This is a genomic window from Alcanivorax sp. (assembly GCF_040119285.1).
Classification (GTDB): domain Bacteria; phylum Pseudomonadota; class Gammaproteobacteria; order Pseudomonadales; family Alcanivoracaceae; genus Alcanivorax.
This window is the reverse complement of the sequence record NZ_JBEDTY010000035.1, coordinates 100,114-111,004: the sequence shown is the minus strand read 5'-3', so window position 1 is coordinate 111,004 and position 10,891 is coordinate 100,114. Positions and strand designations below refer to the sequence as shown.

Here is a 10,891-nt window from a genome sequence, read left to right as displayed (position 1 = left end):
CAGTCACATCACCCCATATGTCGATGGCAGCCGGTAATTTCCACTATCCAGCAAGTCCACGCCGCACTCCAGCGACGCTAACCAACCCAAAAAATGATCCACATTGGCGCCCTCAAAATAACCACCATGCTGAGGCACAATCATTCGTGGCGCCAACTTGCGTACCATCGCCACCCACAGCCGGCAAGCCCGATTACTGGCCATATAACGCCGATGAAAACCCAACATGCTGTGACAGTGATCCGCAAAGTTATCCACCTGCCCCTCTTCACCGTCCAGACTGGCCCCAATGTCCCCGGAAAAGAGAATGCCACTGAGCGGGTCATAGAAGCTGAAATTGCCCACCGAGTGCAAAAAGTGCGCCGGCAAAACCCACAACTCGGTACCGGCAAACGGCAACACCTTGCCCTCATCGGCAACGCCCAAAATTCGCGCCTGCAACTGCTCGCCCATCTTACCCGTCACATAGGACGACGCTAAATGCGGTAGAAAGCGGGACCACAGACGGCTGACAACCACCTGACATCGGGTATGCATCAGCCAACGCGGTAACGACGCGATAATGTCCGGGTCCTGATGGGACGCCAAAATATAGTCCAGCCCGTCCAGATTGACGCGGCGACTGAGGGCAATGGTCAATGGGGTATAGGTGAGATCGCCTCCGGGATCAATTAGCGCCGCCCGGTCGTTGTGGCGAATACAGAATTGATTCGCCTGCACGCCCTCGCCTACCACCAGGTCGGCAAAGCGCAACACTTCGTGGCCGTTTTCACTAAAGAGAGTATCAACCTGCGCCATGCCAGACTCCGTACCACGTAAGCGAGGCCGGTAGCCTAACAGGCATGACAAACCACCATAATGACGCACATCAACTTGCGACCTTAACAGGCGATAAAGCCCATCATGGCGGTGAAAAAAGCGGACCGGTCGATAAGCCGGGTTCTGTCGTGGACAGTCATTCATCTTGGGTTTGCGTCGCCACAAACCTCTAGCAACCTACCCGGATCCAGCGCGGGCCACGCCAACGGATCCCTATTTGGTCTTGCTCCGGGTGGGGTTTACCCTGCCACCACTGTTACCAGCGGCGCGGTGCGCTCTTACCGCACCTTTTCACCCTTACCGATTCCAACGCGAGGAAGGAAAAGGCGGTATCTTCTCTGTGGCACTAGCCGTAACCACACCGTTCCCAGTGTGGCCCCCAGGCGTTACCTGGCACCCTGCCCTGTGGAGCCCGGACTTTCCTCCAGCGGTGATTCTTTAAAAGAAGCACCGCCAGCGACTGCCTAACCGGTCCGGGCGGGATTCTAGTCGTATGGGCGCCGGTAAGCCAGAGGCACAGGAGCAAGTTGCACGTTTAAAGTTAAAACGCGATACGCAGCCCCAGGAGGCAAGCCCGGCGCCGCCACACCCTCACACGGATAAGGCCCATCCAAAGCTGGCAAGCCCTTCTGCGCTCTTCAACTCATCTCTTCCAACAGCGCATACAATTCCTGCCGCTTCAACCCGGTATGGGCCGCCATGATTTTTGCCACCCGCGACACCGGCAATTCTGCCAACAGTGTTTTGCCCAATGCTTCGTCCTTCTCTGTCCATGCGGAGGAGTGGGACTGCGGCGACAATACCAGCACCAACTCACCGCGACGTTGATTGCTATCCGATGCCACCCAGTCGCAGATTTCAGCCACCGGGCCACGCCGAATCGTCTCAAACTGCTTGGTCAGCTCACGGCAAAGGGTAATTTCACGCTCTTTTTCAACCAGCGATTTCAATGCTTCAAGGAAAGACAGCACTCGGTGAGGCGCCTCATAAATAATGCTGGTGACGGAGAGGGCTGCCAGCCGCGCAATAGCCTGATGACGCGGCGCTCCTTTGGCAGGTACAAACCCCTCAAACAAGAAACGGTCAGAAGGCTGACCCGCCGCGGCCAGCGCCGCCAACAAGGCAGAAGCACCGGGAATCGGCACCACACTCACTCCCGCTTTCTGACAAGCGCGAACCAACCTGTAGCCGGGATCACTGATCAATGGCGTGCCCGCATCACTGATCAGAGCCCCCTGCTCGCCACCCAGCAAACGGCTCACCAGTTCATCGCTACGCTGGCTTTCATTGTGATCATGACAACTAATCATGCGATTGCGTATACCCAGCTGATCAAGCATGCGCTGGCTGTGCCGGGTATCCTCGGCTGCAATCCAGTCCACCGCCGCCAGTACGTCAACCGCACGCCGGGTAATATCATCCAAATGACCGATCGGCGTACTGACAACAAACAAAATCCCGCTCATATTCGTGCACTACTCAAGTATTAAGACGACCGGAAAACGCCTACAATAGCCGCTTCATTCTGGTAATACGAACCTCACCATGGAATTTAGAAAGGCTTATCTGGCAGCGCTTCTCGCTGCCGCTGTAGTGGCCGGCTGCTCCACCACTCCTTCATCAAAGACCAAGGTCTATGAAACGCCCGCCGTTGCTACACTTGATGCTCCCACAGAGGCACCGTCTGCACTGACGACCGCCCGCAGTCAACTTGCCAGCATGGATGCCGATGAACGCATCACCTCCACGCTGTCTTGGGCCTCTTCGTATCTCAGTGAAAAGCGGGCCGCCGATGCCAATCAATTACTCACTGACCTGAACCCTGGGCAACTTAGCCGCGAGCAACGCTTTACCTGGTTACTGCTCAGCGGACGCGCGCAGCTCGGTCAGCAGCAAGCAGACGAGACGCTAGCCCTACTGGAACAATATCAGGACCAGATCGTGCAATACTCTGCCGATCATCAAGCACAACTCGATCTGTTGCGTGCCGACGCCCTGGCCATGAAAGGGGAGCAACTAAATAGCCTGCAACAACGGGTCGCCGCTCACCCGCTCCTCAACAAAGAAGACCAAGATTATAATCACAACATGATCTGGCAACTGCTCATGCAGATGCCGAATACCGATCTGGCAAATGCCATCGATGGTAGCAGCGGCGACCTGCTTGGCTGGCTGACGCTGGCTCAACTGTATCGCGACCCTGTTGCTGATCTGGATGCTCAAATTACTCGCCTGAACCAGTGGAAGAACCAGTGGCGCAACCACCCTGCCATTGATGACGTTCCGCAAATGCTTAATGCGCTGGAGAAAGCAGCGAGCCAACGGCCCAGTCAAGTCGCCATTCTGCTGCCGACCACCGGCCCCCTGAAAAATGCCGGAAACGCTTTGCAGGAAGGGATCATGACCGCTTTTTACCAACAGCAAAAAAGCGGCCATCCGCCATCTCTGCGCTTCTATGATTCCGGCAGCGACGATGTCCTGGCGGTGTATCAACAGGCCGTCACCGATGGCGCAGATTTCATTCTGGGGCCACTATCCAAAGACAAAGCCGCCACCATTGCCGGCCAAGGCACCCTGCCCGTTACTACCATGGCACTGAATTACATCGAGACCGATAATCGTCCCGACAATTTCTTCCAATTCGGCCTCGCTCCAGAAGACGAAGCACGCCAAATTGCCAATCATGCTGCCGCCAATGGCGCCTTACAAGCTGGTGTTCTCTATCCTGAGGGGGACTGGGGCGCCCGTGTCGCTCAGGCGTTTGTGGATCGCTGGCAGGAATTGGGCGGCTCGGTCACCGTCACCCGCACCTACCAAGAAGGCCCCAGCATTGGCGAAACGGTTGAAGAAATGCTGCTGGCAGCTCAGAGCCAGAAACGCGGCAACGCCGTCAGCCGCTTCACCAGCCTGAAGATGGACAATCCGCCTCGCCGGCGCCAGGACATGGATTTCCTGTTCCTGCTCGCCGACCCCAACCAGGGGCGTCAGGTAAAACCGGCCCTCAATTTCCACTACGCCAAAGATTTACCCGTCTACTCCACCGCCCTGATCTACAGCGGTGAAGAGAACCCGCGACGGGACCAGGACCTAAATGGTATCCGCTTTGTGGACATGCCCTGGATTCTCACGGACGACAATAAGGCATTGCATGATGCCGCCAACGAACAATGGCCGGACGGCCATGGCCGCTATGAGAGACTGTTTGCCATGGGCATTGATGCCTATCGACTACAGGGTCGCCTGTACCTGCTGAACGCATTGCCTTCCAGCGAGCTACCCGGTGTCACCGGGCGGCTGCACATGGAAAATCAGCGCATCGTTCGCGAGCTAGATTGGGCGGTCTTTTCGGGCGGAAAAGCGCAGACGCTGCCACACGTTGCCGGCCCAGGCCAAAATCGCTCTCGTGCCATTATTTCGCAGTAATAAAGACACGGGCAGCGACGCGGAGAAACGGGCCGCGAAATGGCTGACTGACCAGGGGCTGACCGTTGTGAAAAAAAACTTTCACTGCCGTCAGGGGGAGATCGACCTGATTCTGCTGGATCAGGACACTCTGGTTTTCACCGAGGTTCGCTGGCGCAAACACCAAAGCCATGGTGGCGCACTCGCTTCGGTGGATCACCACAAGCAACGGCGCCTAATCAACGCAGCCCAGCACTACCTGGCCCGCCATCCGGAACATCATCACCGGCCTTGCCGGTTCGATGTATTGGGCATGGAACCGGACAGCCAGCAGATGGTCCTTTACCAATGGATAAAAAACGCTTTTTATAGCGAATAAGCTGGAAACTTTTAAAAGTCGAACGACTAGAACGTAGCGAACCGGACAATGAAGGGGCAATTATGAGCGTGGACCGTATCCGGCAACTGTTTGCCGAAAGCATCGAAACCAAAGCTAAAGCCGGCGAAGTGCTGCCCACCGTTATAGAAGCAGCAGGGCAGGCCATGGTCGAATGCCTGCTCAATGGCGGCAAAATCCTCACCTGCGGAAACGGTGGCTCCGCCGGTGATGCCCAGCACTTCTCCTCAGAGTTGCTTAACCGCTTTGAAATGGAGCGACCGGCCCTGCCCGCTATCGCTCTCACCACGGACTCCTCCACACTGACCTCCATCGCTAACGATTACAGCTACAACGAAATCTTCTCCAAGCAGGTGCGCGCCCTGGGCGGTAGTGGTGACATTCTGCTGGCGATCTCCACCAGTGGTAACTCCGCTAACGTAATCCAAGCCATTCAAGCTGCCCACGATCGCGAAATGCGTGTAGTCGCCATGACTGGCAAGGAAGGCGGCGAGATGGTTAACCTGTATGGCCCCAACGATATCGAAATTCGGGTACCCGCCACATCAACCGCTCGCATCCAAGAAGTTCACCTCTTGGTCATCCATTCGCTGTGCGATTACATCGACCAGCAGTTATTCGGAGGCCAGTAATGGTCACACGCTTCATCCGCTACCCAGCCATCACCGTTCTGGCACTGCTGCTCTCACTAACCTCCGGCTGCGCTTCGCTGTCCAAAGGCATGTCAGATCAACCCACCGATCAGGACCATGGTTCACGCACCTTTGGCGCCTTCGTGGAAGACGGCAACATTGAGCGCAAAGTGGCAGTCAACCTATCTCGCGCCAGCGCTGAACTGGATGAGTCCCACATTGTGGTGGTCAGCTACAATGGCAATGTTCTGTTGGCTGGCCAGGTTGCCAGCGAAGATCTGAGCACCCAAGCGGAAAATATTGCTAGCCAAGTGCGTCATGTACGCGTTGTACACAACGAGCTACAGGTAGTGGGTTCCGGTTCCTTCCTGGCCCGCACCAACGACACTTGGCTCACCAGCAAGATCAAGACTCGGCTACTGGTAAACGGAGATGCGCCGGGCTTGCGAACCAAAGTTGTCACGGAAAACGGCGTGGTCTATCTAATGGGCTTGCTCACCCATGCCGAAGCCGACGCAGTAGTGGCACAGGTACAGAAAGTGTCTGGCGTACAGAAAATCGTGAAGATTATTGAGTATATAGATTAAGCGTTCCGCGGCGGAACACACTCGGCACCTCCACCACACCCCACGGAAAGCAAAAAGCCTGCTCAGAGAGCAGGCTTTTTGGTGCTGCATGCAGCACGTTGAATGCAGGGTCTCACTTAACCACCTTCAGGTGACTGACCTTTCCTTTGCCGTCGTCTTTCTTTTCAGGCTCAGTGGGCGGCGGCTCTGGCGAGTCTACCGGGTCAAACGCCATTCCTTGCCCGTTTTCACGGGCGAAAATCGCCACCACCGCATTCACTGGCACCCGAATCGTCATGGGCATGCCACCAAAACGCGCAGAAAAAGCGATCTCATCATTATCCGCCACAAACTGAGTCACCGCACGCGGAGCGATGTTCAGTACGATCTGGCCGTCCTGAACAAAGTCCTGTGGCACCTCCACACCCGGGAAGCTGGCATTCACTGCCAAGTGGGTGGTCAGGCCGTTATCGCAGATCCACTCGTGGATCGCCCGTATCAAATACGGGCGATTAGAGGTCATTTCAGACATGATTACAGCGGGTTACGCAGTTCACGTTCGGCGTCTGTCAGGCTGGCCTGGAACGCATCACGGTCGAACAAACGCTCGGCATAATCCAGCAGCGGCTTCACCTGCTTGGCAGGTAGTTCCACACCCAGTGCGGGCAATCGCCACAAAATCGGCGCGACCACACAATCCACCAGCGTAAACTCTTCGCTCATGAAGTACGGCAGTTCACTGAAGATCGGTGCAGTGGCGATGATCGCTTCACGCAGCTCTTTGCGACGCTTGTTAAGACTCACGTCTTTCTCCTCACCGGCCAGAATCGCATCCACATGGCCACACCAGTCACGCTCTACCCGGTGAATCAGCAGGCGACTTTGGGCCCGTGCCACCGGATAAACCGGTAACAACGGCGGATGCGGGAAACGCTCGTCCAAGTATTCCATGATCACCGTGGACTGAAACAGAGTCAGCTCACGATCCACCAACGTGGGTACTTCGTTGTAAGGGTTCAGCGAAGCCAGGTCTTCCGGCTTGTTGCTGCTGTCCACATCAACGATATCGACCGTGACCCCTTTTTCTGCCAGCACGATACGCACGCGATGGCTGTAATGATCTTCCGGGGAAGAAAAGAAAGTCATTGAAGAACGCTTGGTCACCACACCCATTGTCGAATCATCTCCGCACTAGTGATCTATAACAGAAACAGGGTAACCGCTTACACGGATACCCTGTTCAACCCTGGAATCCTACACTGAAGAATCAGTGCACGTCTTTCCAGTATTCCTTTTTAAGCAGATAAGCCGGGATCAACAGGATACCCAGGAACACCAGCACATAAACCCCAAGACGCTCACGCTGCGGCCGGACCGGCTCCGCGGTGTAGGTCAGGAAGTTAGTGATGTCACCCATCGCCTGGTTGAATTCATCTTCACCCAACTCTTCTTCCAGGCCAGCCATCACGTGGGGCATACCCACACTCGGGAAGACATGGTTATTGTAACCGAACGGACGGGACTCATCTTCGTAGAAGTTAATCAGGTACGAATACACCCAATCCGAAGAGCGGTACCGGGTCACCATGGTGAGATCCGGCGGAGCGTTACCAAACCACTTCTTCGCGTCGTCCTGGTCCATGGCGTTATGCATCTGGTCACCGAACTTGTCGCTGACAAAATTCAGATTCTCCATCACCAGCTCTTCTGGCATGTCCAGATCTTCCGCCATGCGGCTGTAACGCTGGTACTGCAGGGTATGACAACCCATGCAGTAGTTCACGAACAGCTTGGCACCGTTTTGCAGGCCAACCTTGTCTTGCAGATTTACCGGCGCTTTAACCACGTACTCGTTGTGGCCACCGCCAGCCGCAAATGCGACCAACGGCAGGCAGCTGAAAAGAATAACCGCTAGTTTCTTCATCAGTGTCCCCCCGTTACCCGTTCCGGAACCGGCTTGGATTTCTCGAATTTATGCACAAACGGCATGATCAGCAAAAAGTAGCTGAAGTAATAAATCGTGCCGAACTGCGCCATCATGGTCTTGCCCGGTGTGGCCGGCTGGGTACCGAAATAGCCCAGCATCAAGAAATCAAGCACAAACAGCGCCATGAACAACTTGCTCAGCAAACCACGATAACGAATGGACTTGACCGGATGACGGTCCAACCACGGAATCACGAACAGGATTACGATAGCACCGCCCATGGCCACCAGCCCCCACGCCTTGGAAGACATGATGAAGTCGATGGTTGTGGCTCGCAGCATGGCGTAATAAGGACCGTAATACCAAACCGGCGCAATGTGGTCCGGGGTTTTCAGCGGGTTAGCCGGCTCAAAGTTCGGCTTCTCCAGCAGATAACCGCCACCGTCCGGGAAGAAGAAAATCACCACAGCAAAGATCATCAGGAACACGATCACGCCAGGCAGATCCTTCACGGTGTAGTAAGGGTGGAACGGAATACCATCAACCGGGACGCCGTTTTCATCCTTGTTTTGCTTGATTTCTACGCCATCCGGGTTGTTGGAACCCACTTCGTGAAGCGCCAGAATGTGCAGTACCACCAAGGCCAACAGCACAATTGGAATAGCGACAACGTGCAACGCAAAGAACTTGTTCACCGTGGCCGTGGACAACAAATAATCACCACGAACCCACGTGGTCAGGCCTTCGCCGATTTCCTTGGCATCTGCCGCGCTAACGAACGGCAGCAGATCAAACGGAATTGCCCCCGCTAGCGAAATGATCACCTGAGCACCCCAGTAGGACATGTTGCCCCATGGCAGCACATAACCCAGGAAACCCTCGGCCATCAGCGCCAGGTAAATCAGCATACCGAAGATCCATACCAGCTCCCGCGGCGGCTTATACGAGCCGTACATCAGGCCACGGAACATATGGATATAAATCACTGCGAAGAACGCAGACGCGCCCACCGCATGCATGTAACGAATCAGCCAGCCCCACTCCACATCACGCATGATGTACTCAACAGAGGCAAAGCCTTCGTTAGGAGAGAAAAACATGGTCAACCAAATGCCGGTCAGCAGCTGATTGATGAGCACGACCAAAGAGAGAACACCGAAGTAGTACCAAAAATTGAAGTTCTTCGGCGCATAGTATTCGGACATGTGACGCTTATAAGAGTCCACCACGGGCAGACGGGCATCTACCCAATCGACAACGCGATTCACCATTCCCATCATGCCTTGGTCTCCCCTTCTTCAGAGCCGACGATAACGACAGCTTCGCTCAGGTACGAATGCGGCGGCACCACCAGGTTGGTCGGCGCAGGAACACCCTTGTAAACCCGGCCAGCCAAATCAAACTTGGAGCCGTGGCACGGGCAGAAAAAGCCCCCGAATTCCAGCTCAACCGTAGGCTCTTCCTCAAACAGAGGAGAACACCCCAGGTGAGTACAGGTACCCACAAGCACCAGGTATTCTTTTTTAATAGAACGCCAATCATTCTTGGCGTACTCAGGCTGCTGATCCACTTCTGACGCAGGGTCACGCAGCTTTTCGTCCAGCTGAGACAGAGTATCCAGCATATCGTCCGTGCGACGCACCACCCAGATGGGCTGGCCCCGCCATTCTTCTACTACGCGCTGCCCTGCTTCCAGTCGACCAATATCCACTTTTACCGGCGCACCGGCATTTTTGGCTTTGGCACTGGGCTGCCAGGACTTCACGAAAGGTACAGCCACGCCAACGGCTCCTGCGGCACCAATTGCCGAAGTCAAACCGATCAGGAAAGTGCGGCGGCTGCTATTAACACCGTCGTTGCTCATTGAGATGTTCTCCCCTTAGATCCCACGCTCGGGGTTAGTCCGAGACTCGAGGTTTATCCTCGCGCTACGGGCGGAGTAAGGCGGCGCAAATGGTAAAGAAAAAGCCCACACCTGACAACCGGTTATTACCCCGCCATAAGCGCTAAACAGCTGATTCGAACACAAAAAAGCCCAGCGTTGCTGGGCTTTTTTGTGAATCTGCAGTGCTTGAAGCTTAACGCTTGGAGAACTGCGGGCGACGACGCGCCTTGCGCAGACCCACTTTCTTACGTTCCACTTCACGCGCATCGCGTGTCACGTAGCCTGCACGACGCAGCTGGCCACGCAGCTCACCGTCATACTCCATCAGCGCACGAGTAATACCGTGGCGAATAGCGCCAGCCTGACCGTTGTTGCCACCACCGCTTACGGTAATCAGCACGTCAAACTTATCAGTCGCTTCTACCAATTCCAAAGGCTGACGAACAACCATTTGGTTGGTTTTACGGCCAAAATACACATCCAGCGGGCGACCATTAACACTGATCTTGCCACTACCTTGACGCAGAAAAACGCGAGCGGAAGAGGTCTTGCGGCGACCGGTTCCGTAGTTGGTTTCTACAGTTGCCATCGACAAACCCCTTAAATTTCCAGCTGCTGCGGCTGTTGAGCGGTATGCGGATGCTCAGTGCCGGCGTAAACTTTCAGTTTGCGGAACATGGCGCGACCCAGCGGGTTACGCGGCAGCATGCCCTTGATCGCCTTCTCGATGATCATCTCAGGCTTTTCTGCCTGCAGAGTCGCAAAGTTGGCTTCTTTCAGGCCACCCGGATAACCGGTGTGACGGTAATACATTTTGTCTGACGCTTTCTTACCGGTAACGGCCACTTTATCGGCATTGATCACAACAATGTAATCACCGGTGTCGACATGTGGAGTAAACTCCGGCTTGTGCTTACCGCGCAGACGGCTGGCGACTTCAGTAGCCAACCGACCCAACGTTTTGCCGGAGGCGTCTACCACATACCAGTCGCGCTTTACGCTTTCCGGTTTTGCGCTGTAGGTCTTCATGGAATTCTGCCCTAAATTCAATATGTTACGGGTAGTAAACACCCACCGGCGACGGTTACGCCGGGCAAGAGAGCGCGAATTCTACCCAAGCCCCCCAAAGAACACAAGCGGTTCAGAGGGCATTTGTTGTCATGGCACCGGTTCATCCTTTTACAGGGCCTCTCTGCGCCCTGTAAAAGGATCATTGTGAAGCCGGCGCAGCCATGTTGAGATTAGGCATAACTCTACACCCTT

At 55.2% G+C, this 10,891-nt stretch carries 13 protein-coding genes and 1 other RNA gene; 4 read left to right on the top strand and 10 right to left on the bottom strand.

Annotated features, from left to right (window positions below; translation table 11 throughout):
• Positions 1-3 precede the first annotated feature (3 nt).
• The 3 genes from ABNH10_RS13995 to rsmI all read right to left on the bottom strand — a co-directional run bounded on the left by ABNH10_RS13995 (position 4) and on the right by rsmI (position 2,285).
• A complete protein-coding gene (locus ABNH10_RS13995) occupies positions 4-798 on the bottom strand; it encodes an oxygen-binding di-iron domain-containing protein (RefSeq protein WP_349386518.1) in 795 nt (264 codons plus the stop codon).
• 117 nt (positions 799-915) lie between these two features.
• Positions 916-1,295: RNase P RNA component class A (gene rnpB, locus ABNH10_RS13990), an RNA gene on the bottom strand.
• Between the two features lie 162 nt (positions 1,296-1,457).
• Entirely contained in the window at positions 1,458-2,285 is an 828-nt protein-coding gene (gene rsmI / locus ABNH10_RS13985; RefSeq protein WP_349386517.1) for a 16S rRNA (cytidine(1402)-2'-O)-methyltransferase, read from the bottom strand.
• Positions 2,286-2,364: 79 nt separating this feature from the next.
• Here rsmI and ABNH10_RS13980 point away from each other — a divergent pair, with 79 nt between their 5' ends.
• From ABNH10_RS13980 to ABNH10_RS13965, 4 genes are all read left to right on the top strand, one after another.
• The gene (locus ABNH10_RS13980) at positions 2,365-4,242 is read left to right on the top strand and encodes a penicillin-binding protein activator (protein WP_349386516.1); all 1,878 of its coding nucleotides are present in this window, start codon (positions 2,365-2,367) and stop codon (positions 4,240-4,242) included.
• Positions 4,223-4,600, top strand: a complete 378-nt coding sequence (locus tag ABNH10_RS13975) for a YraN family protein (protein WP_349386515.1) — start codon at positions 4,223-4,225, stop codon at positions 4,598-4,600. The genes ABNH10_RS13980 and ABNH10_RS13975 overlap by 20 nt, the downstream gene beginning before the upstream one ends.
• A 62-nt stretch (positions 4,601-4,662) precedes the next feature.
• Complete coding sequence (locus tag ABNH10_RS13970) at positions 4,663-5,250, top strand: phosphoheptose isomerase (RefSeq protein WP_007150375.1); 588 nt, start codon at positions 4,663-4,665, stop codon at positions 5,248-5,250.
• Positions 5,250-5,837 carry a BON domain-containing protein gene (locus tag ABNH10_RS13965; protein ID WP_349386514.1) on the top strand — a complete coding sequence of 196 codons (588 nt, stop codon included), beginning with the start codon at positions 5,250-5,252 and terminating at the stop codon, positions 5,835-5,837. The genes ABNH10_RS13970 and ABNH10_RS13965 overlap by 1 nt, the downstream gene beginning before the upstream one ends.
• Positions 5,838-5,949: 112 nt before the next feature.
• On the opposite strand, the gene ABNH10_RS13960 is transcribed toward ABNH10_RS13965, so the two are convergent.
• From ABNH10_RS13960 to rplM, 7 genes are all read right to left on the bottom strand, one after another.
• Entirely contained in the window at positions 5,950-6,348 is a 399-nt protein-coding gene (locus ABNH10_RS13960; RefSeq protein ID WP_349386513.1) for a ClpXP protease specificity-enhancing factor, read from the bottom strand.
• Positions 6,349-6,350: 2 nt separating this feature from the next.
• Entirely contained in the window at positions 6,351-6,989 is a 639-nt protein-coding gene (gene sspA / locus ABNH10_RS13955) for a stringent starvation protein SspA (protein ID WP_349386512.1), read from the bottom strand.
• A 94-nt stretch (positions 6,990-7,083) separates the two neighbouring features.
• Positions 7,084-7,740 (bottom strand): cytochrome c1, encoded by a 657-nt coding sequence (locus ABNH10_RS13950; protein WP_349386511.1) that lies wholly within the window; start codon positions 7,738-7,740, stop codon positions 7,084-7,086.
• Positions 7,740-9,023: a cytochrome b gene (locus ABNH10_RS13945; RefSeq protein WP_502877136.1), complete on the bottom strand. Its 1,284-nt coding sequence runs from the start codon at positions 9,021-9,023 to the stop codon at positions 7,740-7,742. The genes ABNH10_RS13950 and ABNH10_RS13945 overlap by 1 nt, the downstream gene beginning before the upstream one ends.
• The gene (petA, locus tag ABNH10_RS13940; RefSeq protein ID WP_349386510.1) at positions 9,020-9,607 is read right to left on the bottom strand and encodes a ubiquinol-cytochrome c reductase iron-sulfur subunit; all 588 of its coding nucleotides are present in this window, start codon (positions 9,605-9,607) and stop codon (positions 9,020-9,022) included. Before petA ends, ABNH10_RS13945 begins: the two co-directional genes overlap by 4 nt.
• Positions 9,608-9,821: 214 nt before the next feature.
• Positions 9,822-10,217, bottom strand: coding sequence for a 30S ribosomal protein S9 (gene rpsI / locus ABNH10_RS13935; protein ID WP_349386509.1), 396 nt, complete (start codon positions 10,215-10,217; stop codon positions 9,822-9,824).
• A gap of 11 nt (positions 10,218-10,228) precedes the next feature.
• A complete protein-coding gene (gene rplM / locus ABNH10_RS13930; RefSeq protein ID WP_011587862.1) occupies positions 10,229-10,657 on the bottom strand; it encodes a 50S ribosomal protein L13 in 429 nt (142 codons plus the stop codon).
• Between the last annotated feature and the right edge of the window lie 234 nt (positions 10,658-10,891).

Excerpts from the sequence above, each read along its gene's own strand:
- ABNH10_RS13945 (WP_502877136.1), bottom strand. The coding sequence starts at position 9,023 with ATGATGGGAATGGTGAATCGCGTTGTCGATTGGGTAGATGCCCGTCTG.
- ABNH10_RS13950 (WP_349386511.1), bottom strand. The coding sequence starts at position 7,740 with ATGAAGAAACTAGCGGTTATTCTTTTCAGCTGCCTGCCGTTGGTCGCA.
- ABNH10_RS13995 (WP_349386518.1), bottom strand. The coding sequence starts at position 798 with ATGGCGCAGGTTGATACTCTCTTTAGTGAAAACGGCCACGAAGTGTTG.
- ABNH10_RS13960 (WP_349386513.1), bottom strand. The coding sequence starts at position 6,348 with ATGTCTGAAATGACCTCTAATCGCCCGTATTTGATACGGGCGATCCAC.
- rpsI (WP_349386509.1), bottom strand. The coding sequence starts at position 10,217 with ATGGCAACTGTAGAAACCAACTACGGAACCGGTCGCCGCAAGACCTCT.
- ABNH10_RS13980 (WP_349386516.1), top strand. The coding sequence starts at position 2,365 with ATGGAATTTAGAAAGGCTTATCTGGCAGCGCTTCTCGCTGCCGCTGTA.
- sspA (WP_349386512.1), bottom strand. The coding sequence starts at position 6,989 with ATGGGTGTGGTGACCAAGCGTTCTTCAATGACTTTCTTTTCTTCCCCG.
- petA (WP_349386510.1), bottom strand. The coding sequence starts at position 9,607 with ATGAGCAACGACGGTGTTAATAGCAGCCGCCGCACTTTCCTGATCGGT.
- rplM (WP_011587862.1), bottom strand. The coding sequence starts at position 10,657 with ATGAAGACCTACAGCGCAAAACCGGAAAGCGTAAAGCGCGACTGGTAT.
- ABNH10_RS13965 (WP_349386514.1), top strand. The coding sequence starts at position 5,250 with ATGGTCACACGCTTCATCCGCTACCCAGCCATCACCGTTCTGGCACTG.
- rsmI (WP_349386517.1), bottom strand. The coding sequence starts at position 2,285 with ATGAGCGGGATTTTGTTTGTTGTCAGTACGCCGATCGGTCATTTGGAT.
- ABNH10_RS13970 (WP_007150375.1), top strand. The coding sequence starts at position 4,663 with ATGAGCGTGGACCGTATCCGGCAACTGTTTGCCGAAAGCATCGAAACC.